General features: G+C 57.8%; 19 protein-coding genes and 1 pseudogene. 7 read left to right on the forward strand and 13 right to left on the reverse strand.

Going from position 1 to position 23,046, the window contains the following annotated elements:
* Nucleotides 1-2: 2 nt before the first annotated feature.
* From yejF to ACK5JN_RS20135, 9 genes are all read right to left on the reverse strand, one after another.
* Nucleotides 3-1,592 carry a microcin C ABC transporter ATP-binding protein YejF gene (yejF, locus tag ACK5JN_RS20095; protein WP_416871774.1) on the reverse strand — a complete coding sequence of 530 codons (1,590 nt, stop codon included), beginning with the start codon at nucleotides 1,590-1,592 and terminating at the stop codon, nucleotides 3-5.
* 1 nt (nucleotide 1,593) lies between these two features.
* On the reverse strand, nucleotides 1,594-2,616 hold the full coding sequence (locus ACK5JN_RS20100) for a microcin C ABC transporter permease (RefSeq protein ID WP_416871775.1): 1,023 nt from the start codon (nucleotides 2,614-2,616) through the stop codon (nucleotides 1,594-1,596).
* Between the two features lie 2 nt (nucleotides 2,617-2,618).
* On the reverse strand, nucleotides 2,619-3,710 hold the full coding sequence (locus tag ACK5JN_RS20105) for a microcin C ABC transporter permease YejB (RefSeq protein WP_347289969.1): 1,092 nt from the start codon (nucleotides 3,708-3,710) through the stop codon (nucleotides 2,619-2,621).
* Between the two features lie 9 nt (nucleotides 3,711-3,719).
* Nucleotides 3,720-5,540: an extracellular solute-binding protein gene (locus ACK5JN_RS20110; protein ID WP_416871789.1), complete on the reverse strand. Its 1,821-nt coding sequence runs from the start codon at nucleotides 5,538-5,540 to the stop codon at nucleotides 3,720-3,722.
* Nucleotides 5,541-5,612: 72 nt separating this feature from the next.
* Complete coding sequence (locus tag ACK5JN_RS20115) at nucleotides 5,613-7,175, reverse strand: cyclic di-GMP phosphodiesterase (RefSeq protein ID WP_416871776.1); 1,563 nt, start codon at nucleotides 7,173-7,175, stop codon at nucleotides 5,613-5,615.
* 123 nt (nucleotides 7,176-7,298) lie between these two features.
* Nucleotides 7,299-7,871 (reverse strand): bifunctional murein DD-endopeptidase/murein LD-carboxypeptidase, encoded by a 573-nt coding sequence (gene mepS / locus ACK5JN_RS20120; RefSeq protein ID WP_416871777.1) that lies wholly within the window; start codon nucleotides 7,869-7,871, stop codon nucleotides 7,299-7,301.
* A 414-nt stretch (nucleotides 7,872-8,285) separates the two neighbouring features.
* Nucleotides 8,286-9,005 (reverse strand): phosphatase PAP2 family protein, encoded by a 720-nt coding sequence (locus ACK5JN_RS20125; RefSeq protein ID WP_416871778.1) that lies wholly within the window; start codon nucleotides 9,003-9,005, stop codon nucleotides 8,286-8,288.
* Between the two features lie 44 nt (nucleotides 9,006-9,049).
* A complete protein-coding gene (locus tag ACK5JN_RS20130; protein ID WP_416871779.1) occupies nucleotides 9,050-10,027 on the reverse strand; it encodes a CobW family GTP-binding protein in 978 nt (325 codons plus the stop codon).
* 124 nt (nucleotides 10,028-10,151) lie between these two features.
* Nucleotides 10,152-11,618: a mannitol dehydrogenase family protein gene (locus ACK5JN_RS20135; RefSeq protein ID WP_416871780.1), complete on the reverse strand. Its 1,467-nt coding sequence runs from the start codon at nucleotides 11,616-11,618 to the stop codon at nucleotides 10,152-10,154.
* A 205-nt stretch (nucleotides 11,619-11,823) separates the two neighbouring features.
* Between ACK5JN_RS20135 and uxuA the strand changes: the two genes are divergently transcribed.
* Complete coding sequence (uxuA, locus tag ACK5JN_RS20140; protein WP_416871781.1) at nucleotides 11,824-13,014, forward strand: mannonate dehydratase; 1,191 nt, start codon at nucleotides 11,824-11,826, stop codon at nucleotides 13,012-13,014.
* Between the two features lie 203 nt (nucleotides 13,015-13,217).
* On the opposite strand, the gene yeiP is transcribed toward uxuA, so the two are convergent.
* On the reverse strand, nucleotides 13,218-13,790 hold the full coding sequence (gene yeiP / locus ACK5JN_RS20145) for an elongation factor P-like protein YeiP (protein WP_106924386.1): 573 nt from the start codon (nucleotides 13,788-13,790) through the stop codon (nucleotides 13,218-13,220).
* A gap of 154 nt (nucleotides 13,791-13,944) precedes the next feature.
* Between yeiP and ACK5JN_RS20150 the strand changes: the two genes are divergently transcribed.
* A complete protein-coding gene (locus tag ACK5JN_RS20150; protein WP_416871782.1) occupies nucleotides 13,945-14,199 on the forward strand; it encodes a YkgJ family cysteine cluster protein in 255 nt (84 codons plus the stop codon).
* On the opposite strand, the gene setB is transcribed toward ACK5JN_RS20150, so the two are convergent.
* On the reverse strand, nucleotides 14,196-15,377 hold the full coding sequence (gene setB, locus ACK5JN_RS20155; RefSeq protein ID WP_416871783.1) for a sugar efflux transporter SetB: 1,182 nt from the start codon (nucleotides 15,375-15,377) through the stop codon (nucleotides 14,196-14,198). The genes ACK5JN_RS20150 and setB overlap by 4 nt on opposite strands.
* Before the next feature lie 361 nt (nucleotides 15,378-15,738).
* Here setB and fruB point away from each other — a divergent pair, with 361 nt between their 5' ends.
* From fruB to fruA, 3 genes are read left to right on the forward strand one after another with little or no spacing between them, the layout of a single operon-like run.
* The gene (fruB, locus tag ACK5JN_RS20160) at nucleotides 15,739-16,869 is read left to right on the forward strand and encodes a fused PTS fructose transporter subunit IIA/HPr protein (protein WP_416871784.1); all 1,131 of its coding nucleotides are present in this window, start codon (nucleotides 15,739-15,741) and stop codon (nucleotides 16,867-16,869) included.
* Complete coding sequence (gene fruK / locus ACK5JN_RS20165; protein ID WP_182930294.1) at nucleotides 16,870-17,808, forward strand: 1-phosphofructokinase; 939 nt, start codon at nucleotides 16,870-16,872, stop codon at nucleotides 17,806-17,808.
* Between the two features lie 15 nt (nucleotides 17,809-17,823).
* Nucleotides 17,824-19,512: a PTS fructose transporter subunit IIBC gene (gene fruA, locus ACK5JN_RS20170; protein ID WP_416871785.1), complete on the forward strand. Its 1,689-nt coding sequence runs from the start codon at nucleotides 17,824-17,826 to the stop codon at nucleotides 19,510-19,512.
* A gap of 120 nt (nucleotides 19,513-19,632) precedes the next feature.
* On the opposite strand, the gene nfo is transcribed toward fruA, so the two are convergent.
* Together nfo and ACK5JN_RS20180 are read right to left on the reverse strand one after the other, a co-directional pair.
* Complete coding sequence (gene nfo, locus ACK5JN_RS20175) at nucleotides 19,633-20,490, reverse strand: deoxyribonuclease IV (RefSeq protein WP_416871786.1); 858 nt, start codon at nucleotides 20,488-20,490, stop codon at nucleotides 19,633-19,635.
* Between the two features lie 71 nt (nucleotides 20,491-20,561).
* Complete coding sequence (locus tag ACK5JN_RS20180) at nucleotides 20,562-21,614, reverse strand: YeiH family protein (protein WP_416871787.1); 1,053 nt, start codon at nucleotides 21,612-21,614, stop codon at nucleotides 20,562-20,564.
* 117 nt (nucleotides 21,615-21,731) lie between these two features.
* Here ACK5JN_RS20180 and yieE point away from each other — a divergent pair, with 117 nt between their 5' ends.
* Together yieE and ACK5JN_RS20190 are read left to right on the forward strand one after the other, a co-directional pair.
* The gene (gene yieE / locus ACK5JN_RS20185) at nucleotides 21,732-22,598 is read left to right on the forward strand and encodes a DNA-binding transcriptional regulator YeiE (RefSeq protein WP_416871788.1); all 867 of its coding nucleotides are present in this window, start codon (nucleotides 21,732-21,734) and stop codon (nucleotides 22,596-22,598) included.
* Between the two features lie 134 nt (nucleotides 22,599-22,732).
* A pseudogene (locus ACK5JN_RS20190) lies at nucleotides 22,733-23,046 on the forward strand (lysine transporter); the annotation flags it as partial.

A 23,046-nucleotide genomic window follows, 5' to 3' on the forward strand; every position in this document is an offset into this window, starting at 1 on the left:
CGTCAGCTCAACGTAATGAGCTGACGCGTATACGCCTGCTTCGGTTCGGTAAACACGCGCCGACACTCACCCTGCTCGACAACCTCTCCCTGCCGTAACACGATTACCTGGTGGCACAGCGACCGGACAACCTGCAGATCGTGGCTGATAAAAATATAGGCCAGGCGGTGTTTTTCCTGTAACGCCTTCAGCAGCGTCAGGATCTGCGCCTGCACCGTGCGATCGAGCGACGAGGTCGGTTCATCCAGCACGATCAGCTCGGGTTTGAGGATCAGCGCCCGCGCGATGGCGATACGCTGCCGCTGCCCGCCGGAAAACGCCGACGGATAGCGCTGGCGGGTTTCGGGATCCAGCCCCACTTCCTGCATCACGTGGATAACCTGCTGCTCGCGTTCAGCGGCGCTCAGCGACGGATGGTGTACCCGCAGCCCCTCTTCAATAATCTGTAGCGCCGTCAGCCGTGGATTAAGCGATGAGTTCGGATCCTGAAATACCACCTGGATGCGATGACGCAGCGGCAGCATCTGCCGCCTGTCGCGTCCCTGAATGGCTTCGCCCGCAAAACGAATATCTCCCTGCGAGGCAATCAGCCTCAGCAGCGCCAGCCCGGTGGTGCTTTTCCCCGACCCGGACTCGCCAACCAGACCCAGCGTTTCACCGGCCCGCAGCGTAAAGCTGAGTTCTTTCACCACGCGGTTATGATCGACAACGCGGCGCAAAACACCTTTACGAATAGGGAACGCGACGCTGAGCTGGTTCACTTCGAGCAGCGGTGCGGCATCGGGCGGCAGAGGAATAGGCTCGCCCGTCGGTTCGCTGTCGAGCAGTTTACGGGTGTAGGGATGCTGAGGTGCGGCAAACAGCGCCGGTGCCGCGTTTTGCTCCACACAGCGGCCATGCTGCATCACCGCCACCCGGTCAGCCAGTTTGCGCACGATGCTCAGGTTATGGGTGATAAACAGCAGCCCCATATTCAGTTCAACGCGCAGCTCGCGCAGCAGTTGCAGGATTTGCGCCTGCACCGAAACGTCCAGCGCGGTCGTGGGCTCATCGGCAATCAGCAGCTCCGGGCGCGTGAGCAGCGCCATGGCAATCATCACTCGCTGGCGCTCGCCGCCGGAGAGCTGGTGCGGGTAGTCCGCCAGCCGTTTCGCCGCCTGACGAATGCCAACGCGATCCAGGCAGTCCAGAATCTCCCCGCGCGCCGCCTCTTTGCGCATCCCGCGGTGCAGCGACAGCACCTCGTAGAGCTGTTTTTCCAGATTGTGCAGCGGGTTTAGCGAGACCATCGGCTCCTGGAAAATCATGGCGATACGGTTGCCGCGCACCCCGCGCAATGTTTGCGGGCTGGCGTGAAGCAGCGACTCGCCGGCAAAGCGGATGTCGCCGGTGGGATAGCTGACCGGCGGCTCCGGCAACAGGCGTAAAATGGACAGCGCCGAGACGCTTTTCCCCGAACCCGACTCGCCGACCAGCGCCAGCGTCTCCCCGGCGTTCAGCGACAGCGACAGCTGCTCAACCACCGTGGTGATCACCCCCTGCTGGCGGAAGGCGATAGAGAGGTTGTCGATTTCCAGAAGTGGCTGCTGCATCTTATACCGCCTTAGAAGGATCGAAGGCGTCGCGTACCGCTTCACCGATAAAAATCAGCAGCGACAGCAGGACGGCGACGCAGAGAAAGCCGGCGATCCCCAGCCATGGAGCCTGGAGGTTATTTTTGCCCTGCAACAGCAGCTCGCCCAGCGACGGCGAACCGAGCGGCAGACCAAAGCCGAGAAAATCGAGTGAGGTCAGGGTGGTGATCGAGCTACACAGAATAAACGGGATAAAGGTCAGCGTGGCGACCATCGCATTGGGCAGCATGTGGCGCAGAATAATACTGCGATCGCCCACTCCCAGCGCCTGCGCGGCGCGGATATAGTCGTAGTTACGGGTACGCAGGAACTCGGCGCGCACCACGCCGACCAGCGACATCCAGCCGAACAGCACGGTGATGGCCAGCAGCCACCAGAAATTAGGCTGTACTACGCTTGAGAGCAGGATAATCAGAAACAGCGTCGGCATCCCCGACCACACTTCGATAAAACGCTGGCCCCAAAGGTCGATACGCCCACCGTAGTAGCCTTGCACCGCGCCGACCAGCACTCCCATCACGCTGGAACAGAAGGTCAGAATCAGGCCGAACAGCAGCGAGATCCGCGTGCCGTAGAGAATCCGCGCCATCACGTCGCGGCCGTTGGCGTCTGTGCCCAGCCAGTTCTGCCGCGAGGGTGGTGAAGGGAAGGGGACGCTGCTCGCATAGTTGATGCTGGTGGCGCCAAAGCGCACCGGCGCCCACAGCACCCAGCCGTTATCTTCGAGCCGTTGCTGTAGCCACGGATCCTGATAGTCCGCCGTGGTGGCAAACTCGCCGCCGAAGGTTTTTTCGTCGTAGTTTTTCAGTACCGGCACGTACAGGCTGCCCTGATAGCTCACCAGCAGCGGCCGATCGTTGGCGATAAGTTCGGCGCACAGGCTGCAGAGAAAGATCGCCAGAAAAATCCACAGCGACCAGTAGCCGCGACGGTTGTGGCGAAAGCGCGCCCAGCGGGCCTGATTGACGGAGCTTAGGGTCATGGTTAGCGGCCCTCAAAATCAATGCGGGGGTCGACCAGCGTATAGCTGATATCGCTGACGATATTCATCAGCAGGCCGATCAGGGTGAAGATATACAGCGTGCCGAACATCACCGGGTAGTCGCGCGAGACGGTGGCCTCGTAGCCCAGCAGCCCCAGCCCGTTGAGGGAGAACATCACCTCAATCAGCAGTGAACCGGTAAAGAACATGCTGATAAACGTGGCGGGGAAGCCGGCGATCACCAGCAGCATGGCGTTGCGAAACACGTGCTTCCAGAGGATCTGCTTTTCGCCGACGCCCTTCGCCCGGGCGGTGACCACGTACTGTTTACGAATTTCATCAAGAAACGAGTTTTTGGTCAGCATAGTCAGCGCCGCAAAGCCGCCAATCACCGTCGCCAGCACCGGCAGGGTAATATGCCAGAGATAGTCGGTGATTTTTTGATACCACGGCAGGGTATCAAAATTGGCCGACACCAGCCCGCGCAGCGGGAAAATATCGTAGTAGCTGCCGCCAGCGAACAGCACGATCAGCACGATGGCGAACAGAAACGCCGGAATGGCGTAGCCGATAATAATGCCGGTGCTGCTCCAGATATCGAAGCGGCTGCCGTTATATACCGCTTTGCGGATGCCAAGCGGTATCGACACCAGATAGATAATTAACGTACTCCACAGCCCCAGAGTGACCGACACCGGCAGGCTCTCCTTCATCAGCTGCATCACCGAGGCGTTGCGGAACAGGCTGTTGCCGAAATCGAAGCGCAGGTAGTCGCCGAGCATTTTGAAGTAGCGCTCGTGCAGCGGCTTGTCGAAGCCGTAGCGCTGGGTAATTTCCGCAATCACCTCCGGGTCGAGGCCGCGCCCGCCGCGGTACTGGCTTTCGGCAATATTACTGACGCCCGCGCGCGCCTGGCCGCCGCCCATCCCACCGCCGCCGCCGGGCAGGCTGCCCTGGTGACCGAACTCGACCGCCGCAATGGCCTGATCGACCGGGCCGCCGGGGGCAATTTGCACAATAAAAAAGTTCAGCGTGATGATGGCCCACAGGGTCGGGATAATCAGCAGCAGTCGACGAATCAGGTAGGCGCCCATATTCTCTCCTTAGCGACGGGCAGCGGGCAGGGTGGCCGCTTTGTTGACGTCATACCACCAGGTGTCAAAACCGGGCGCGTCCACGCCGGATGAGTACAGCGGATGCACCGGCGGATAAGAGAACTTATTCCAGTAGGCGGTACGGCTGCCGGCCATGTACCACATCGGTAACATGTAGTTGTTCCAGGTTAATACCCGGTCGAGCGCGCGGCCGAGCGGCACCAGCTTCTGTTTGTTGCCCTGCCAGCGGATGATTTGGTTAATCAGGCTGTCGATGGCTGGGCTGGCTACGCCGGGCGCATTGTAGGAAGAGTTGATATACGCCGATGACCAGGCGATTTGCAAATCCGCGCTGGGCCACGGCGTGGCCCGCCACAGGCTTGGCATCATGTCATAGTCGCGCTTGCGCAGGCGGTTGGTGAGCTGGGAAATATCCACCTGACGGATATCCATCCTGACGCCAAGGCGCTGTAAATTATGCTGGAACGGCATCACCCACTGGTCGTTTCCGCCGGAGGCCAGCAGCAGTTCGAAGCGCAGCGGCTGGCCGGTTGTGGCGTTTACTCGCTGTTGGCCCTTCAGCACCCAGCCCGCGTCGTCTAACAGCTGGCCGGCTTTAAGTAGATTCTTACGATCGAAACCGTCGCCGTTCGACGTTGGCGGCTGATAAATCGATGTAAACACTTCCGGCGGCAGTTCATCTTTGAGCGGCCCCAGCAGCACCAGTTCGTCGGCGTCCGGATAGCCGCGGGCGGCGTATTCGGTATTCTGGAAATAGCTGTTTGGGCGGCTGTAGGCGTTATAGAACAGCGCTTTGTTCATCCATTCAAAATCAAACGCCAGGCTGACCGCCTGACGTACCCGACGGTCGGCAAACACCGGGCGCTGAATGTTAAAGGCCAGCCAGCGCGTATCCTGCGCGGCATCGTTTTTTTGCCGATCTTTAACGATAAACCCGCTGGCGAAGTTTTTGCCGATATAGCGGGTTGCCCAGTTTTTGGCGCTGCTTTCGGTGCGAACGTCGTAGGCACCGGCCTTAAAGGCTTCGAAGGCGACGTTGTCATCGAGGTAATAATCGTAGCGCAGCATGTCGAAATTCCAGCGCCCGCGGTTTACCGGCAGCTCGGCGCCCCAGTAATCCTTGACGCGGGAGTAGACAATATATTGCCCCATCTTCCAGCTGCTGATGCGGTACGGGCCGCTGGCCAGCGGCGGCCTGCTTAGCGGATCGCTGAGCTTATGATCTTTCCAGAACTTTTGCGGCAGAATCGGCAGCGTAAACAGCCCGAGCATATCTTCTTTACCGGGCTTCGCCAGTTCAATACGGACGGTCAGCGGAGCGATGGCTTTGACGGTTGAGCCTTTATAAATCAGGCGGAACTGCGGTACGCCTTCGGCCATAAATTTGTGGAAGGTAAAAGCCACATCGTCGGCGGTAATTGGGCTGCCATCGTGAAAACGGGCGTGGGGGTTTATCGTCAGCTCCACCCATGAATAGTCGTCGGCATAGCGCGCACGGTCGGCAACCAGCGGATAGTAGCTACCCGGTTCATCGTCAGAAGTGGTGAACAGCGCATCGTACAGCGATTCGGTGCGCACCGCGGCGTTGCCGCGCAGGGCATAGCGGTTAAAGTTGTCGAAGGTGCCAATGGCCGCCAGGGTGACGCTGCCGCCCTTGGGGGCCGCAGGGTTAACGTAGTCAAAGTGATGAAAATCGACGTCGTTCTTTGGGTCGCCGATCACCGCAAAGGCAAAGCTCTCTTTGATCGTTTGCGCTTGCGCGGGCAACGCGCTAAGCAGCAGCAGGGCAAAACAGATACGCGCTATGATCACGACAGGCTACCCCGCATTGAACGTGTTGATTGAACACACCTTTTACCACGAAATCTTAATCGAGCTTGATTAACTTGTGAAATAATTTGCGGGCTTATGATATTCCGCCAGCAGATCCTTCAGCGTCAGCGGGCGGCTTATCAGGTAACCCTGGAGGTAATCCACCCCGTGATCGCGCAGCCACGCCGCCTGCTCTTCGGTTTCTACGCCTTCCGCCACTGTCACAATATCCAGCCGCTGGGTTAGCGTCAGCACGGCGTCCAGCACCGGAGAGGTGATCGTCTCACGGCCAATGGCGCTCACAAAACCGCGATCGATCTTCAGATAATCAAGGGTAAAGCGTTCGAGGTAAATCAGCGCGCTGTGGCCGGTACCGAAGTCATCAATCGCCACTTCGACGCCTTCACCGCGCAGCCAGCTAAACAGGCTCATGGCCTTTTCCTGGTGGAGCATGTCGCGTTCGGTTATCTCCAGCACCAGCTGGAAATAGTTGTCGGGCAGGCTCGCCGCCAGCTTACGGATATCTTGCTGGAAACTCTCGCCGTGCAGATGCCCCGGCGCGATGTTGATGCCGAGCTTCGCCCCCGGCGGCAGAATCTCTTTGAGCGTCGCGGCGTCATTGGCGATCAGTTCAAACAGATGCTGGGTGAGAGGAACAATCAGATTCTGCGCTTCGGCAAAGCTGATAAAGGCGTCCGGCGGAATATTGCCCGCCGTCGGGTGCGACCAGCGCATCAGCGCTTCGACGCCGCCAATCTGCCGATTCTTTGCATCCACCACCGGCTGATACACCACATGGAACTGATGATGTTTGATGGCGGAGAGGATCTCTTTGCCCGGGCGTGAGCGAATGGTCAGGATATAGAAGCACAGGATCCCGCCAACCAGGCCGCAGGTCAGCCCTAAAAGCAGCGCAAACAGCGAGTTGTCGGTGCTCGAGGCGTTGCTATAGAGATAAACCTCCAGCGGCACGCCTTTAATTTTGACGTGGCGCACCGCGGTGTCGGTAATCTCGCTCAGTGCGATAGGTTTACTGCTAAAGGTGGAGATGGCCGTTTTGCCGTTAACCACCAGCGCTACGCCGTTGTACGGCGTCTGTTTTGAGGAATAGAGCACCCACGGCATTAAATTGGCGTTAATCGAGGCGAAGATGCCGCGGTTTTCCAGCAGCGGGCTTTTGACCCACAGCACGAAGGCTGGCGTGGTGGGCATCATCGGTGTGCCGGGCAGGATCCCCATGACGTGGTTTTTATTGAGATCGAGATCCGGCACCAGATCTTTTAACGGCATCGACATCGGCCCGGTGGCCGAGGAGCAGTAGGCGATGTGATCCTTCACCAGCAGGAACGCGCGTACGTTCATGCTGAACGCGGCGCGAGCGGTCAGCTCGGACGACACATCGTCGCACGGGTTCATGGTCAGCGTTTGTAGCGAATCCATGGTGATGAGGATTTGGCTGAAGTAGCCGTTAAGGTAGTTCTGCAGGCTGGAGATGGTGTTGTCGAACTGTACCGCGCGACGATGATGGAATATAGAAAACTGCATCACCCCGGCAAGCAGAGCAATCAGCAGACCAGCAATAACGCTGGTAAATATAATACGACGGTTAATCGACGAATAACGGGTGAACATTCAACTTCTCTATGCTACGGAACTCTAAAGAAAAGAATACTGATGAAGCATAAAAAAAGCACTGCCGAAGCAGTGCTTTTTTTATGCTTACCGTCAGCCAAGGGAAACTGACGCTAAACGGCATTACGAACGGCTCAGTACGCGGCGAGCCTCGTTGTAACGCTTGTTCCAGTACGGTTCATTCATGCTGGAAATCGTCACACCGCTGCTGGTGGATGCATGTACGAACTGATTGTTACCAATATAAATGCCAACGTGGCGACCGGTAGAACCGGCACGGAACAGCACTAAATCACCGGTACGAAGCTGACTGCGCGAAACGGCTTTGCCCGTTTCCTGCTGCTCCCAGGTGGAGCGCGGCAGTTCTAAACCAAACTGTTCACGGAAGGTGCGCTGTACAAAGCTGGAGCAGTCAACGCCGCGTTTGGTGTCACCGCCGAGACGATAACGAACGCCTTTCCAGCCTGCGTATTGATCCATCAGACGGGATTTCACGTCGAGGTTACGCACCATCTTTTCAAATTCATCCTGAGAGGCTTGCAGTGACGAAGTATCTTCGCTACCCACAGCATGCGTCTCAGAATGCATGTTCTTCGCGGTATTACTGGTTGAACTACATGCAGAAAGCAGAACCGCGACTGCTACTGCTGGAATCGCTCGCAAGATATATCTCAAAATCGGCTGAGATTTGACCATTTTCGTTGTTTTCCCTTGAAGTCCTTACGACCGTAGCCGTTATAAAAAATGCCAAACGCGTCTGAGACTAAATACACGCAATCAATGAGACAATTCTTTGAATTCAGATTTGTGGCGCAGCGCACAAACTTTATTTTATGGCCACAATAATTGCTCTTTGAAACGACAAACGCGAATGAGATTACCTTAACGAAAGCGGCATTGCGAGCGCTTTTGGCCGATTTTTTATAAGAAATAGTGATACACAAAGTTAAAATTTGTGAATGGGTAAAAATTCGGCGTTAGTGAGTAAAAAATCAGCAACCCATTCATTATTCGGGTGAATATTATGACCCGCAGATGACATTCACGAGAAACAGATAAAAAAATAAAAAGAGGGCCCAGGCCCTCTTTCCGGAATGTCAGACGTAATGGTTATTTAATAGCCCGATTCATTTTAGTGAAATGGGGTAAATTTCGGGCAAATAGCCCAATCAGTTTATCGCTTACCGGCGTCAACAGAACCCATGGCACCCCAATCAGCACGGCGGTCAGGGAACCGACGGCGATATCGGTAAACCAATGGGCGCCGATCATTACCCGTGGGAAGGCAAAAGCCACAAAAATAACCAGTGAAATAAGGAACGCGCGACGGCCGAAATAGCGCAACATGAAACTGGCGAATATCAGCAGCATCATGCCGTGGTCGCCCGGGAAGCTGTCGCGGGAGCCGTCTTTGGTGGAGAAGGCGATAAAGTCTCTGACGCGGTGTACGCCCGGCACAGAAACCGACGGGCTGCTGCGGGTAACCGGAATCAGGTTCTGCGCCAGCTGGTTGATAATCACCGCCGCCAGCAGCATCACCAGGCCAATAACAACAATGCGGCGGCGGCCGTCGGGGTCTTCTTTCAGCCAGAAGCTCAGCATCAGGCCGCCCATCGCCAGCAGCGCGCAGCCGTCAAAGGCGCGGTTGTTGATGATGGCTAAAAACCATGCATAGCCCAGATTGTCAGCGCTCAGGCCCTGATTGAAGAAATGAAAAATCGCCAGGTCGAGCGTCGACCACAGCCCGTGGTTCTCGGGCAGATACCAGGACATAAATAACGCCACGCCGGCGGCGTTAAGTAACAGAATCAAGGGAAAACGTGTACGCATGGTCATAGTTACCGCAGTTAGTCTCGACGCAAACCTTAGCGGTATCACCCTAAACGAAGTTTCAACAGCGCTGATTGTAGTGTATTCCAGTCGCTTTCGGCGTCGTTAATCAGCTCGATTCGGCTGTCCGGCGGCGCGACGTTTTGCGTTTCAATATGCAGGTCTGCGCCCTGGCGGTTAATGCGCACCAGCCCCTCTGGAATACGCATGACGGCCTTCAGCCTGGCGACCGGGGCCAGCCGCGCCCACTCCAGCAGGCCGATGGTGTCAAAAGTGGTGTCGGCGTCAAAAATCCAGCCGCAGGCGTAGTAACCTTGTCCCTGGTTGACGCTGCGACGCCAGCGCTGATGCTCCGGCAGGCTTAATGCCGCCAGCCCTTTGTTCGAGGGATGCGAGTGGGAATGGGCGGCGCTGGCGGTGAGTTCCACCCGATTGCTGCGCGGCCTGTCGAGCAGGGTGATGTCGATATTGCCCTGAGTGGCGTCAACGCGCAGGCGCTCGCCGCCGTTCTGCTGCCACCACTGGTTCATCTCTTGCTGGCTTTCCGCCGTGGCGCGGTCGGATTTATTGCTGACGATAATGTCGGCCGCCGCCAGCTGATCGCGGAAGTTTTCGTTGTGGCGGATCTTGTCGTCCAGCAGCTGACGCGAGTCGATCACGCACAGCGTCGCCCGCAGGTCGATCCACGGTTCATAGACCGGCGCGGTCAGCAAATCGAGAATTTGTTTCGGATGGCCCAGGCCGGTTGGCTCAATCAGCAGACGATCCGGTTTCCCCTGGCGCAGCAGCGTGTTTAAGCCAACCTGCATCGGCAGGCCGTTCACGCAGCACATGCAACCGCCGGGAATTTCCTTCAGCAACGCGCCGCTGTCGGCCAGCAGCGCGCCGTCGATGCCCACTTCGCCAAATTCGTTGACCAGTACGGCCCATTTTTCATCGGCGGGCTTATGGGCTAACAGGTGCAGAATGGAGGTGGTTTTACCGCTGCCGAGAAAGCCGGTGATCAGATTGGTTTTAGTCACGAAAACTCCGGGATGAAAGAGAGAACAGTGTTACCTGGATCACTTTATCCTGGCGAAAACGGGAACAAAAGAGAAGCGCTGAAGCGGGCCGGAGAGAAAATGGCCCGCCTGAAGACAGGAAACGTTAACGGTTCAGCGCCGTCAGCACCGCCTGACGCGCGCCTTCGCGCACCAGACTTTGCCAGGCAGCTTCCACCGCCTGAACAAACTGCGGGTTGGCGGGGAGGTCGTTGCCGAAGATTTCGTTGAGCGTGAGCAGCGCGGCCACGCGGTTTTCATCGTTGCTGTTGCCGACAATCGAGCGAATTTTCTCCGCCAGCGGATCGCGAATATCAATGGCGTTGCCCGCATCGTCAACGCCGCTCACGTAGCGCATCCAGGCGGCCACGCCCAGCGCCAGCAGCGGCCAGGCGCTACCCTGGCGCAGATGAATGCGAATACCATCGAGCAGCCGTTGCGGCAGTTTCTGGCTGCCGTCCATGGCGATTTGCCAGGTGCGGTGCTGAAGCGCCGGGTTGCTGAAACGTTCGATCAGGCTATCGGCATAGGCGCCGAGATCGACGCCGGAAATACGCAGGGTCGGCGCCTGTTCGGCCATCATCAGGTGACGGGCGGCACGGCGGTAAGAGGCATCCTGCATACAGTCGCTGATGTGCGCATAGCCCGCCAGATAGCCGAGGTAGGCGAGGAAAGAATGGCTGCCGTTCAGCATTCGCAGCTTCATCTCTTCCCAGGGCAGAACGTCATCCACCATCTGCGCGCCCACGCTGCCCCAGTCGGGACGCCCGGCAACGAAGTTATCTTCAATCACCCACTGAATAAACGGCTCACAGCTGATGGCGCAAGGATCTTCAACGCCAAGCTCGGCGGTGATTTCCGCCAGCGATGCGTCGGTGGCCGCCGGGACAATACGGTCAACCATGGTGCCAGGGAAGCTGACGTGTTCGGCAATCCAGCTTGCCAGCTGCGGGTCGCGCCGGGTAGCCATGTCCAGTACCGCATTTTTCACTACGTGGCCGTTGTCGGGAATGTTGTCGCAGGAGAGAACGGTAAACGCCGGCAGGCCGCGTTCACGGCGGCGGGATAGCGCTTCGACGAGGATCCCCGGTGCGGAATGCGGTTCGTCAGGCGATTGCAGATCGTGGACGATCCTGGGCTGGGTCAAATCCAGATGGCCGGTGGCCGGATCGATGCAATAACCTTTTTCGGTGATGGTCAGCGAGACGATCGCCACCTGCGGCTCGCAGAATTTTTCGATGATCGCCGCCAGAGAATCGAGCTTCGCGTTAAGGCACTCATGTACCGCACCGATAATAATTGGCTGATTGCCCGCCGCGCTTTTCTCCATCACGGTAAACAGATGATCCTGCTGACGCAGCTGGCTCATCAGCACGTCGCCGCTGAACAGGCTGATCTCGCAGATGCCCCAGTCGCCGCCGTGTTGATTCAGCACCCGGTTCGTCAACAGCGCCTGGTGCGCGCGGTGAAAGGCGCCGAAGCCGAAATGCACAATCCGCGAGCGCAGCTGTTGTCTATCATATTGGGGTAACTGTACGCTGGCGGGGAGGGTGCACGAGGCGATTGTCTTCATTGTCTACACATCCGATTAACGATTAATTAACGTCGGCAGTGTAAAGTTATATGACAGCAAATTAAATTGGTGTGCCGTATTTATCGCGTTAGTGTGAGCTGGATCAATCAATCCAGGCGGATTATTTGACGGTCCGGAATAAACATGTATGGTAGTCGTCATTAACAGCGAATTTATTGGTATAACAACTTTCAGAGGTGAGGCAATGGAACAAACCTGGCGTTGGTACGGCCCGAACGATCCGGTATCTCTTGATGATGTGCGTCAGGCTGGCGCCACCGGCGTAGTCACGGCATTGCACCATATCCCGAACGGTCAGGTATGGCCGGTTGAAGAAATTAAAGCGCGTCAGGCGCTGCTGGCGGAAAAGGGGCTGACCTGGTCCGTCGTCGAAAGTATTCCGGTTCACGAAGATATCAAAACCGCTTCTGGCCAGTGCCAGACCTGGATTGCGAACTATCAGCAGAGCATTCGCAACCTGGCAGAATGCGGCATCGATACCGTGTGCTATAACTTCATGCCGATCCTCGACTGGACGCGTACCGACCTGGAGTACACGCTGGAAGACGGTTCTAAAGCGCTGCGTTTTGACCAGATCGCCTTTGCGGCGTTTGAACTGCATATCCTGAAGCGTGAAGGCGCAGAAGCGGACTATACCGCCGAAGAGCAGCGTCAGGCGCAGGACTATTTCAACGCCATGAGCGAAGCGGAAGTCACCAGGCTGACCCGCAACATCATCGCTGGCCTGCCGGGTGCGGAAGAGGGCTATACCCTTGACCAGTTCCGCGCGCGCCTGGCGGAATACGACCACATCAGCAAAGATCAGCTGCGTGAAAACATGGCCGTATTCCTGCGCGCGATTGTGCCGGTTGCGGAAGAAGTGGGCGTGCGCCTTGCCGTACACCCGGACGATCCGCCGCGCCCGATCCTCGGCCTGCCGCGTATCGTTTCCACCATTGAAGATATGCAGTGGCTGAAAGAGACCGTTAACAGCATCAACAACGGCTTCACTATGTGCACCGGTTCTTACGGCGTGCGCGCCGATAACGACCTGGTGAAAATGATTGAAACCTTCGGCGATCGTATTCACTTCACGCACCTGCGTTCTACCTGCCGTGAAGAGAACCCGAAAACCTTCCACGAAGCCGCGCACCTGCAGGGCGACGTGAACATGGTGGCGGTGGTTGACGCCATCCTGACCGAAGAGCAGCGCCGTAAAAAAGCGGGCGACCTGCGTCAGATCCCGATGCGCCCTGACCACGGTCACCAGATGCTGGACGATCTGAAAAAGAAAACCAACCCGGGCTACTCCGCGATTGGTCGTCTGAAAGGTCTGGCGGAAGTGCGCGGCGTTGAGCTGGCGCTGAAAATGACCAAGTTCCGCGATCTGCTGTAATTTCTGATTTTCCTTACCCATCGGGGCGCGCTTGGGCCTCGAGATGCGCGCCGGTGGGGGAGGAGAACGCAGCACAAAAAAAGGACAGCCGCCTGGCTGTCCTTTTTTGCTTTCCCGGCGTCACTTCGTTCGGCCGGGCTACAATGAAGCGTAACTTCTAACCCGGACGAGGGGCGAAGCGCCGACTCCGGGGAAGGCAACGCTTAGTCTGCGCGGCCCATATAGCGTTTTTCTTCGATATGAATGCGGATCTTCTCGCCGCTGGTCAGGTATTCCGGTACCTGCACCACCAGACCGGTGGTCAGCGTTGCCGGTTTGGTGCGGGAGCTGGCGGACGCGCCTTTGATGCCCGGCGCCGTTTCCACGATTTCCAGATCCACGGTCTGCGGCAGTTCCAGCGCCAGCACCTGGCCGTCCCACAGCAGAACCTGCATGTCAGGCATACCGCCTTCCGGGATAAACTGCAGCTCTTCCGCAATCTGGTCGTGGGAGAAGATATACGGGGTGTAGTCTTCTTTATCCATAAACACGTATTCGTTGCCGTCGATGTAGGAGAAGTCAACGAAGCGGCGGTTCAGGGTCACGGTATCGACCATATCGTCGCCCTTAAAACGCTCTTCCACTTTCAGGCCGGTGCTGACGTCGGAAAAACGCATTTTGTACAGCGTTGCGGCGCCGCGGGCGCTCGGTGACTGAATATCAATGTTTTTTACAATCAGCAGCTTGCCGTTGTAATTCAGCACCATACCTTTTTTAATTTCGTTCGCTCTTGGCATTGCAATTATCCTGTGAAAAGGGTGTCAAAAATATCGCGTAAAAGTACTCGCGCCGGGCGTTTCAGGCAAGGGGAATTAAAGGCTTTTGCTAACCCTTATTAAAAGGTGGTACTGTGCGCCACAACCACCTCAACACCTTAACTGAGAACCCGCGATGGAATGTCGTCCGGACTGCGGGGCTTGCTGCACTGCACCGTCAATCTCCAGCCCGATCCCCGGCATGCCCCACGGCAAACCGGCTAACACGCCCTGCGTGCAGCTGGACGAGCATCAGCGCTGCAAAATCTTTACTTCACCTCTGCGCCCGAAGGTGTGCGCCGGGCTACAGCCGGCACGCGACATGTGCGGCGCGAGCCGGGAGGAGGCGATGACCTGGCTACTGCATCTTGAGGCGCAGACCGCGCCCTAAACGTCTTTAATCCGCATCAGGCAGCCGATGGTGGCTACACACAGCACCAGCGCAATCCAGAACACGGTGTGATAGTTCCAGATTTCCGCCACCACGCCCGCCAGTGAACCGGCGATAATCCAGCCCACGCGCGACGTGTTGGCGTACAGCGTCGTGGCTGAACCGGCCTGGCCCGGCATCAGATCCTGGAAATAGAGCATGCCAATACCGCCGAGAATTCCGATATACACCGCGTTCAGCAGCTGCATCGCCAGCAGCAACGTCGGGCTGTTGAAGGTCAGCATGCTAATATAGAAGCATAGGCCCGCTACCGCCGCCACGCGCATCAGGAAGCGTTTCCCCAGCCGTTTCGCAAAGTAGCCGGCAATCAGCATCGTCGGGATTTCCAGCCCGGCGGCGGTGCCCATCATCACCCCGGCCAGTTTCTCCGGCAGGTGCAGCTCATTAATGATGTACAGCGGCATGTTGATGATATAGAGGCTGTTGGTCCCCCACATCAGGGTACAGATGACAAACAGCAGCAGCGCGTCTTTACGGTTGGTGCGCGGGGCCTGGATGGCGCCGCTCATGGCCACTTTCTCTTTGCGCATGGTCGGTAGAAACAACCAGACCATCGCTCCGCAAACCACAAACGCCACCGCCGCTGACAGATACATCGCCGTAAAACCGAAGCCCATGGCCAGCGCATAGGCCAGCGGCGGACCAATCACCCACGCCAGCGACACCTGGGCACGCATGATCGAGCTGAACATCACCGCTTCGCGACCGGTTTTATCGGCATGCTCTCGGGCGAGAGCAAACATCTGCGGGTTGGCGGTGGAGCCGAAGCTGCTGAGGAACACGCCGATGAATAGCAGAACAAAGTAGTTGCGGTTCCAGGCGAACAGCACGCAGGCCAGTACGCCCAGCAGGCAGCAGAAGACGATCAGATTTTTGCGGTCGCCGCGCTTATCCGAATAGCCCGCCAGAAACTGGCTGACGAAAATGCCGATCACCGCGCTACCGGTAAAGAAGAAACCCACCATCGCCGGGCGGACGTGGACCTCATTGCTGAGAAACAGGCTCAGCGTCGGGGTTTGCAGGGCGCCGGCGATACCGGTTAAAAATGCGACGATCAAAAAAGAGGACGAAGTAAAATCAAGCGATCGCCGAGGGGCGGCGGCGGTACTGTTTTGCATGGTGTTTTATCGGTCACTGTAGGAGAGGCGGCGAGTTTACGCCGCGAGTCAGAAAATAAACAGTCACCTGAATCAAATTTGGCACGGAAAAATAAAAACCCATTTCAAAAACTAGCTTACATCATGCTGAAGTGATTGAAGGTGTCGTCCTGGCGCTTCAGCAAATGTGGCGAGAATGCTAACGAAATGTGCTGTAGATCTAATTTATGCGATCAAGTTTACGGCATAACTTGCAGGCTGATTAAGAAAGGCACAAAATTATTGAAACGTTTCAGCGTCGGCTTCAGCACTTTTCGCGCTAAGTACGACGATTTTTTCTCACAGAAGCTGAATCGATTCAATTCAGCGAGCGAGGGGAACCATGTTCCAGTTAACTGTTCAGGATATCCATCCCGGCCAGCAGGCCGCGAATAAAGAAGAGGCTATTCGTCAGGTTGCCGCTGCGCTGGTTAGCGCGGGTAACGTTGCGGAAGGCTACGTCGCCGGTATGCTGGCGCGTGAGCAACAAACCTCCACGTTCTTAGGCAACGGCATTGCCATTCCGCACGGCACCACCGATACCCGCGATCAGGTGCTGAAAACCGGCGTACAGGTTTATCAGTTCCCGCAGGGCGTGACCTGGGGTGAAGGGCAGACCGCGTATGTCGCCATCGGTATTGCCGCCAGCTCCGACGAGCATCTGGGGCTGCTGCGTCAGCTGACGCACGTGCTGAGCGATGACGAGGTAGCTGAACAGCTGAAAACGGCGACCACCGCTGAAGAGCTGCGTGCGCTGCTGATGGGCGAAAAGCAAAGCGAAGCGCTGAAGCTGGACAACGATATGCTGTCGCTGGACGTCGTCGCCAGCGACCTGGTGACTCTGCAGGCGCTGAACGCCGCACGTCTGAAAGAAGCCGGCGCTGCGGATGCTAACTTCGTGGCGAAAGTGATCAACGAGCAGCCGCTGAATCTGGGTCAGGGCATCTGGCTGAACGACAGCGCCGAGGGCAACCTGCGCAGCGCCATCGCGGTTAGCCGCGCGGCCGCGCCGTTCTCCGTGGGCGAGGCGACGGCTTCCGTGCTGATCACCGTGGCGATGGCCGATGCGCAGCCGACTACGGTGCTTAACCGCCTGATCAACCTGCTGCTGGACAATAAAGCTGAACGTCTGCTGAAAGCCGATGCCGCCACGCTGCTGGCGCTACTGACCAGCGATGACGCCGCGGCTGACGACCAGCTGAGCGAAGAATTTGTTATTCGCAACGAACACGGCCTGCATGCCCGCCCGGGCACCATGCTGGTGAACACCATTAAAAAGTTTAATAGCGACATCACCGTCACCAACCTTGACGGCAGCGGTAAACCGGCCAACGGTCGCAGCCTGATGAAGGTTGTCGCGCTGGGTGTCAAAAAAGGTCATCGCCTGCGCTTTACCGCCCAGGGTGATGACGCTCGTCAGGCGCTGGACGCCATTGGCGAAGCAATTGCTTCAGGCCTTGGGGAGGGCGCATAAATGAGCAGAAGAGTTGCCACAATTACCTTAAACCCGGCCTATGATTTGGTAGGGTTTACGCCGGAAATTGAACGCGGCGAAGTGAACCTGGTGCGTACCACCGGGCTGCACGCGGCGGGTAAAGGCATTAACGTTGCCAAAGTGCTGAAAGATCTCGGCATCGACGTCACCGTCGGCGGCTTCCTGGGGAAAGATAACCAGGACGGTTTTCAGCAGCTGTTCAGCGAGCTGGGCATCGCCAACCGTTTCCAGGTGGTGCAGGGTCGTACGCGTATTAACGTTAAGCTGACGGAAAAAGACGGCGAAGTCACCGACTTCAACTTCTCCGGTTTTGAAGTGACGCCAGCTGACTGGGAGCGTTTTGTTAATGATTCTCTGAGCTGGCTGGGCCAGTTCGACATGGTGTGCGTCAGCGGTAGTCTGCCGGCGGGCGTCAGCCCGGAAGCGTTCACCGACTGGATGACGCGTCTGCGCAGCCAGTGCCCATGCATTATTTTTGACAGCAGCCGCGAAGCGCTGGTTGCCGGTCTGAAAGCCGCGCCGTGGCTGGTGAAGCCGAACCGTCGCGAGCTGGAAATCTGGGCAGGCCGTAAGCTGCCGGAAATGAAAGATGTGATTGAAGCCGCCCACGCGCTGCGTGAGCAGGGGATTGCCCACGTCGTCATTTCGCTGGGTGCGGAAGGCGCGCTGTGGGTTAACGCCTCCGGCGAGTGGATTGCGAAGCCGCCGTCAATGGAAGTGGTCAGTACCGTAGGCGCAGGGGATTCAATGGTTGGTGGCCTGATCTATGGCCTGCTGATGCGTGAATCCAGCGAGCACACCCTGCGTCTGGCAACGGCGGTTGCCGCACTGGCTGTCAGCCAGAGCAACGTCGGGATCACCGATCGTACCCAGTTGGCCGCGATGATGGCGCGTGTCGACCTGAAACCCTTTAACTAACAGCAGGAGAGGCGTATGAAAACGCTGCTGATTATCGATGCCAAACTCGGACAGGCTCGTGCTTATATGGCGAAGACCCTGCTGGGCGCGGCGGCGCAAAAAGCGCGCCTGGAGTTAATTGATAACCCGAACGACGCCGAGCTAGCAATTGTGCTGGGCTCCACGCTGCCAGCCGATACCGCGCTGGCGGGCAAACAGGTTTACCTTGGCGACATCAACCGGGCGGTTTCGCATCCGGAGCTGTTCCTGAGCGAAGCCAAATCGCACGCGCTGCCTTACGAGGCTCCGGCGCAGGCCGAGCCGACCGCCACCGGCGCGGTGAAGCGTATTGTTGCAGTAACCGCGTGCCCAACCGGCGTCGCGCACACCTTTATGGCGGCGGAAGCAATTGAAACCGAAGCCAAAAAACGCGGCCTGTGGGTGAAAGTGGAAACCCGCGGTTCCGTCGGTGCTGGCAACGCCATCACCCCGGAAGAAGTTGAACAGGCGGATCTGGTGATCGTGGCGGCGGATATCGAAGTGGATCTGGCGAAATTTGCCGGAAAACCGATGTATCGCACCACCACCGGCCTGGCGCTGAAGAAAACCGCGCAGGAGCTGGATAAAGCGATGGTCGAGGCTAAGCCTTACCAGCCTGCTGGCCAGAGCAAATCGCCTGCCGACGCGGCGAAAAAAGAGAGCGGCGGCGGGGCGTATCGTCACCTGCTGACCGGCGTTTCTTACATGCTGCCGATGGTGGTGGCGGGCGGTCTGTGTATCGCGCTTTCCTTCGCGTTCGGGATTAAAGCGTTTGAACAGCAGGGCACGCTGGCGGCGGCGCTGATGCAAATCGGCGGCGGCTCTGCCTTTGCCCTGATGGTGCCGGTGCTTGCGGGCTTTATTGCCTTCTCCATCGCTGACCGTCCGGGTCTGACGCCGGGTCTGATCGGCGGTATGCTGGCGGTGAGCGGCGGTTCCGGCTTTATTGGCGGTATTATCGCGGGCTTCCTCGCGGGTTACGCGGCGAAGTTTATCAGCACTAAGCTGAAGCTGCCGCCGAGCATGGAAGCGCTGAAGCCGATTCTGATCATCCCGCTGGTCTCCAGCCTGATTGTCGGCCTGGCGATGATCTACCTGATCGGTACGCCGGTTGCGGCGCTGCTGAACTGGCTGACCCACTGGCTGCAAACCATGGGCACGGCTAACGCGGTCCTGCTGGGCGCAATCCTCGGTGCGATGATGTGTACCGATATGGGCGGCCCGGTAAACAAAGCGGCATACGCCTTCGGCGTCGGCCTGCTGTCTACCCAGACCTATGCGCCGATGGCGGCGATTATGGCGGCGGGGATGGTGCCACCGCTGGCGATGGGTATCGCCACGCTGGTTGCGCGTAACAAGTTCGACAAAGGTCAACGTGAAGGTGGTAAAGCGGCGCTGGTACTCGGCCTGTGCTTTATCTCTGAAGGGGCGATTCCGTTCGCTGCCCGTGACCCGATGCGCGTTCTGCCTTGCTGTATCGTGGGCGGCGCGGTGACCGGCGCTATTTCGATGGCGGTGGGGGCGAAGCTGATGGCGCCGCACGGCGGTCTGTTTGTCCTGCTGATCCCAGGCGCTATCACGCCGGTGCTGGGCTACCTGGTGGCAATTGTTGCCGGTACGCTGGTGGCGGGCCTGTCTTACGCGGTGGTGAAGCGCCCGGAAGGCGAGGTAGTGGCGAAAGCGTAAGCGTTCGACGAAGATAAAAAAGGGCCGATGATTCGGCCCTTTTTTTACGCCTGATGGCGGCTACGCCTTATCATGCCTACCCGAATCTGTAGTCCCGGTAAGCGCAGCGCCACCGGGGAATCAAGCGGCCGCGGACTCAGCCTGCTGTGCTTTCAGCCACGCAATCTCTTCTGCCCAGATATCCGGATTGATGGTTTCCAGCACCAGCGGAATGCCGTCAAAGCGGTTGTCCTGCATGATAAAGCGGAACGCATCGTGGCCGATGTTACCTTCGCCCAGGCTATGATGGCGGTCAACGCGGCTGCCGAACTCGCTTTTGGCGTCGTTCAGGTGCATGCCGCGCAGGTACTGGAAACCGACGATGCGCTCGAACTCGGCGAAGGTTTCCGTGCAGGCTTCCGCGGTGCGCAGGTCATAGCCCGCGGCAAACGCGTGGCAGGTATCGATGCAGACGCCAACGCGCGACTTGTCTTCTACGCCGTCGATGATGGCCGCCAGGTGCTCGAACTTAAAGCCGAGATTGCTGCCCTGGCCGGCGGTGTTTTCAATCACCGCCGTCACGCCTTCGGTTTGCGCCAGCGCGATGTTGATGGATTCGGCAATCCGCGCCAGGCATTTATCTTCATCAATTTGCAGCAGGTGGCTACCCGGATGGAAGTTCAGCAGCGTCAGCCCCAGTTGCTGACAGCGCGTCAGCTCGTCGAGAAAGGCCTCGCGGGATTTCTCCAGCGCTTCTTCAACCGGGTGGCCGAGGTTAATCAGGTAGCTGTCGTGAGGAAGAATTTGCGCCGGGGTGTAGTGATATTTTTCACAGGCGGCTTTGAAGTCGTCGATCACCTCGCTGGTCAACGGCGCGGCGCGCCACTGACGCTGATTTTTGGTGAACAGGGCGAAAGCGGTCGCTTCGATTTCTGCGGCCCGAATTGCGGCGTTGGCCAGACCGCCTGCGGCGCTGACGTGCGCTCCGATGTATTTCATAAAAATTAAACCCGCCATACTCAAATTGGGAGAGTGAGTATAGCGGGTTCGAGGGGGTTAGTCGTTGTCGTTTATGCCATTACGCTGTGGATGACGACGTTGATCGCGCCGCCGCCGACAATCAGCCAGACGAACAGCACCAGCGCCATCATCAGCGGTTTAGCGCCGGCTTTTTTCAGCGCGCTAACGTGAGTGGTGACGCCCAGCGCCGCCATCGCCATCGCCAGCAGGATGGTGTCGAGCGTAATCAGCATCTGCACAACGCTGTTCGGCAGCAGGTGGAACGAGTTAAAGATAGTGACCACGATAAACATGATGGCAAACCATGGGATCGTGATTTTGCTTTTCTCGGTCGCACCAGCCGGAGCCAGCTGTTTTACACGCGCTGCCATGAACAGCAGGAACGGAGCCAGCATCATGACGCGCAGCATTTTGGCAATCACCGCCGCGTTTTCCGTTTCCGGCGTTACCGCATGGCCTGCCGCCACGACCTGCGCCACTTCGTGCATGGTCGAACCGATATAGATGCCGTAGGTTTCCGGGCTGAACCAGTGCGCCAGCAGTGGGTACATCGCCGGGTAGATAAAGATAGCCAGCGTCCCGAAGATCACCACGGTTGCCACCGCGACGGTGACTTTACTGGCCTCAGCTTTAATTACCGGCTCGGTGGCCAGTACCGCGGCGGCACCGCAGATGCTGCTACCGGCACCGATCAGCCAGCTGGTCTGTTTATCCAGGCCGAACACTTTTTGCCCGAGCCAGCAGGCCATCATAAAGGTGCTGCACAGCGTCAGCGCGTCGATGATGATACCGCTGACGCCCACGTCCGCAATCTGGGCGAAGGTCAGACGGAAGCCGTAAAGAATGATGCCCAGACGCAGTAAATGCTGCTTGGCGAACAGCACGCCGCCGTCGCAGGACTGCCAGAGTTTCGGGTAAATCGTGTTACCAATCACCATCCCGAACAGGATGGCCAGCGTCAGCGCGCTCATGCCGACGCCTGCAACGGCCGGAATATTGCCGATCCACACTGCCGCGCCGGTAATGACGGCGCTTAGCGCTAACCCGGGGATAAAATGTTTGATACCGCGATGATGATGCGTTTCTAAGGTGACCTGTGTCATAGCCTTCTCCTTTGTCTGGCTAAAAGGTTACGCTCGGCTGGCTTAAAGATAAAATTGATTATATATTTATAATTAATCGTAATAACTGGTAAGGGCGGCCTGACGGGCCGAAGCGCTATGCACATTACATTGCGTCAGTTAGAGGTTTTTGCTGAAGTTCTGAAAAGCGGCTCCACTACTCAGGCATCGCAGATGCTGGCGCTCTCGCAGTCGGCGGTCAGCGCGGCGCTGACCGACCTGGAAGGCCAGCTCGGCGTGCAGCTGTTCGACCGCGTCGGCAAGCGGCTGGTGGTGAACGAACACGGGCGGCTGCTGTACCCGCGCGCGCTGGCGCTGCTGGAGCAGGCGGGGGAGATTGAACAGCTGTTTCGTGAAGACAACGGCGCGATCCGCGTGTACGCCAGCAGTACCATCGGTAACTACATTCTGCCGGGGGTTATCGCCCGTTACCGCAAAGATTTTCCGACCCTGCCGCTGGAGCTGAGCGTCGGCAACAGCCAGGACGTGATCAACGCGGTGGCCGATTTTCGCGTCGACATCGGCCTGATTGAAGGGCCGTGCCATTCGGCGGATATTATTGCCGAACCGTGGCTGGAGGATGAGCTGGTGGTGTTCTGCGCGCCGAACAGCGCCTGGCTGCTGGGTGAGGTGACGCTGGATAAACTGGCGATGGCGCCGTGGATCCTGCGCGAAAAAGGCTCGGGTACGCGTGAAATTGTCGATTACCTGCTGCTGTCTCATCTGCCGCAGTTCCAGATGGGCATGGAGCTGGGTAACTCCGAGGCCATTAAGCACGCGGTGCGCCACGATCTGGGCATCAGCTGTCTGTCGCGGCGGGTGATTGCCGAGCAGCTGGAGGCCGGTACGCTGGTGGAGGTGACTATTCCGCTGCCGAAGCTGAGCCGTACCTTATGGCGCATTCATCATCGGCAAAAGCACCTGTCGAATGCGCTTAAGCGCTTTCTGCACTACTGTGATATCTAAATCTGCTATTGAATGCTTTACTTATAATAAGAGACCAATCATGAAGGTCTCTTATAACTGCGCATTTCTACCGTGATATGTGGGCATCGTCTGCTACAATCGCGCCTCATTTTTTGGATGGATAGCATTTTCACATGGGTTCCGAAACGAAAACCACACAAGCGCCCGCGCTACGTCGCGAACTCAAGGCGCGTCACCTGACGATGATCGCCATTGGCGGTTCGATCGGTACAGGTCTGTTTGTTGCGTCCGGCGCAACCAGTTCTCAGGCGGGCCCGGGCGGCGCGCTGTTTTCCTATATTCTGAGTGGCCTGATGGTGTACTTCCTGATGACCAGTCTGGGCGAGCGGGCGGCGTATATGCCGGTATCCGGCTCTTTCGCGACCTACGGCCAGAACGATGTGGAAGAGGGCTTCGGCTTCGCGCTGGGCTGGAACTACTGGTACAA

The organism is Kluyvera sp., assembly GCF_047971185.1.
Lineage (GTDB): Bacteria > Pseudomonadota > Gammaproteobacteria > Enterobacterales > Enterobacteriaceae > Kluyvera.

What these genes read in the sequence shown, in the direction of transcription:
- yejF (WP_416871774.1), bottom strand. Translation starts at nt 1,592, where the DNA reads ATGCAGCAGCCACTTCTGGAAATCGACAACCTCTCTATCGCCTTCCGC.
- ACK5JN_RS20100 (WP_416871775.1), bottom strand. Translation starts at nt 2,616, where the DNA reads ATGACCCTAAGCTCCGTCAATCAGGCCCGCTGGGCGCGCTTTCGCCAC.
- ACK5JN_RS20105 (WP_347289969.1), bottom strand. Translation starts at nt 3,710, where the DNA reads ATGGGCGCCTACCTGATTCGTCGACTGCTGCTGATTATCCCGACCCTG.
- ACK5JN_RS20115 (WP_416871776.1), bottom strand. Translation starts at nt 7,175, where the DNA reads ATGTTCACCCGTTATTCGTCGATTAACCGTCGTATTATATTTACCAGC.
- mepS (WP_416871777.1), bottom strand. Translation starts at nt 7,871, where the DNA reads ATGGTCAAATCTCAGCCGATTTTGAGATATATCTTGCGAGCGATTCCA.
- ACK5JN_RS20125 (WP_416871778.1), bottom strand. Translation starts at nt 9,005, where the DNA reads ATGCGTACACGTTTTCCCTTGATTCTGTTACTTAACGCCGCCGGCGTG.
- ACK5JN_RS20135 (WP_416871780.1), bottom strand. Translation starts at nt 11,618, where the DNA reads ATGAAGACAATCGCCTCGTGCACCCTCCCCGCCAGCGTACAGTTACCC.
- uxuA (WP_416871781.1), top strand. Translation starts at nt 11,824, where the DNA reads ATGGAACAAACCTGGCGTTGGTACGGCCCGAACGATCCGGTATCTCTT.
- yeiP (WP_106924386.1), bottom strand. Translation starts at nt 13,790, where the DNA reads ATGCCAAGAGCGAACGAAATTAAAAAAGGTATGGTGCTGAATTACAAC.
- ACK5JN_RS20150 (WP_416871782.1), top strand. Translation starts at nt 13,945, where the DNA reads ATGGAATGTCGTCCGGACTGCGGGGCTTGCTGCACTGCACCGTCAATC.
- setB (WP_416871783.1), bottom strand. Translation starts at nt 15,377, where the DNA reads ATGCAAAACAGTACCGCCGCCGCCCCTCGGCGATCGCTTGATTTTACT.
- fruB (WP_416871784.1), top strand. Translation starts at nt 15,739, where the DNA reads ATGTTCCAGTTAACTGTTCAGGATATCCATCCCGGCCAGCAGGCCGCG.
- fruK (WP_182930294.1), top strand. Translation starts at nt 16,870, where the DNA reads ATGAGCAGAAGAGTTGCCACAATTACCTTAAACCCGGCCTATGATTTG.
- fruA (WP_416871785.1), top strand. Translation starts at nt 17,824, where the DNA reads ATGAAAACGCTGCTGATTATCGATGCCAAACTCGGACAGGCTCGTGCT.
- nfo (WP_416871786.1), bottom strand. Translation starts at nt 20,490, where the DNA reads ATGAAATACATCGGAGCGCACGTCAGCGCCGCAGGCGGTCTGGCCAAC.
- ACK5JN_RS20180 (WP_416871787.1), bottom strand. Translation starts at nt 21,614, where the DNA reads ATGACACAGGTCACCTTAGAAACGCATCATCATCGCGGTATCAAACAT.
- yieE (WP_416871788.1), top strand. Translation starts at nt 21,732, where the DNA reads ATGCACATTACATTGCGTCAGTTAGAGGTTTTTGCTGAAGTTCTGAAA.